At 71.4% G+C, this 1488-nt stretch carries 1 protein-coding gene and 2 pseudogenes; all 3 read right to left on the reverse strand.

The annotated features are described in order from the left end of the window. Window positions 1–338, reverse strand: a pseudogene (locus AOK03_RS21065) (DUF11 domain-containing protein); the annotation flags it as partial. Then, window positions 338–1327, reverse strand: coding sequence for an AAA family ATPase (locus AOK03_RS21070; RefSeq protein ID WP_055566867.1), 990 nt, complete (start codon window positions 1325–1327; stop codon window positions 338–340). The gene AOK03_RS21070 and the pseudogene AOK03_RS21065, both read right to left, overlap by 1 nt. Further along, window positions 1324–1488, reverse strand: a pseudogene (locus AOK03_RS44155) (DUF4350 domain-containing protein); the annotation flags it as partial. The pseudogene AOK03_RS44155 and the gene AOK03_RS21070, both read right to left, overlap by 4 nt.

The following is a 1488-nucleotide window of genomic DNA, read 5'->3' on the forward strand; positions in this document are numbered from 1 at the left end:
CCCGGCGGGACGGCCAGGCGGTGACGTGATGCGGCGACCTCGGATCCTGGCTGCCAGCTGCTGGGGGGCCAGGCGTCGCGGAGGTCGGCGCGCAGGGGGCGGCCGGAGGGGTTGGTGACGGTGAGTTCGACGGCGGCGGTCTCACCGAGGCGTACGGACGTGTCGCCGGAACGGGTCAGTCCGAGGCGGCGTACGGGGGCGGCCAGGGCGAAGTCGCAGGCACAGGCCAGGGCCAGCGGGGTGTTGACGGCGAGAACGCCGGTCCAGCTCGGGTCCCACAGGCCGACGGGGAGTATGCCGAGGGCGGCCAGGAGGGCGGTGCGTCCGGTGAGGGCCATCAGCGGGGGACCGGGACGTGGGCGAGGATCGCGTTGATGACGGAGTCGGCGGTGACGCCCTCCATCTCGGCCTCCGGGCGGAGCTGGATCCGGTGGCGGAGGGTGGGGAGCGACAGGGCTTTGACGTCGTCGGGGATGACGTAGTCGCGGCCGGTGAGCCAGGCCCAGGCGCGGGCCGTGGAGAGCAGGGCGGTGGCGCCTCGCGGGGAGACGCCGAGGGTGAGCGACGGGGATTCCCGGGTGGCGCGGCAGATGTCCACGACGTACGCGGTGATCTCGGGGGAGATGGAGGTCTTGGCGACGGCGGCGCGGGCGGCTTCCAGATCGGCGGCGCCCGCTACGGGGCGTACGCCGGCGGCGCGCAGGTCACGGGGGTTGAAGCCTTCCGCGTGTCGGGTGAGGACGTCGATCTCGTCCTGACGGGAGGGGAGAGGGACCGTCAGCTTGAGGAGGAAACGGTCCAGTTGTGCCTCGGGGAGGGGGTACGTGCCTTCGTACTCGACCGGGTTCTGGGTGGCCGCGACGAGGAAGGGCTCGGGGAGCGGGCGCGGGGTGCCGTCGACGGTGACCTGGCGTTCTTCCATCGCTTCGAGGAGCGAGGACTGGGTCTTCGGCGGGGTGCGGTTGATCTCGTCGGCCAGCAGGAGGTTGGTGAAGACCGGGCCGGGCTGGAAGGAGAACTCGGTGGTGCGGGTGTCGTAGACGAGGGAGCCCGTGACGTCGCTCGGCATCAGGTCGGGAGTGAACTGGACGCGCTTGGTCTCCAGTTCGAGGCTCGCGGCGAGTGCGCGGACGAGCAACGTTTTGGCTACCCCAGGGACTCCTTCTAGTAGGACATGGCCGCGGCAGAGGAGGGCGACGACGAGACCCGTGACGGCGGGGTCCTGGCCGACCACGGCCTTGGAGATCTCGGCACGCAGGGCTTCGAGGGAAGCGCGTGAGCTGCGGGGATCTCCGGTGGGCCCGGTATCGGTGGTCGGGTCCGTCATGAGTGGCGTACCTCTCTTTCGAGGGCGTCGAGTTGGTCGGCGAGGGCGATGAGTGCGGCGTCGTTGCCGGGGGGTGGCCCGAAGAGAAGGGGGTGCAGGTCTTGGCCGGGCTTGTGCAGGCGGGTGGCCAGTGCGGGGATCAGGGTCTCGGGCGCGTGCGC

The organism is Streptomyces atriruber, assembly GCF_001418325.1.
Classification (GTDB): Bacteria; Actinomycetota; Actinomycetes; order Streptomycetales; family Streptomycetaceae; genus Streptomyces; species Streptomyces atriruber.

Excerpts from the sequence above, each read along its gene's own strand:
- AOK03_RS21070 (WP_055566867.1), bottom strand. The coding sequence starts at position 1,327 with ATGACGGACCCGACCACCGATACCGGGCCCACCGGAGATCCCCGCAGC.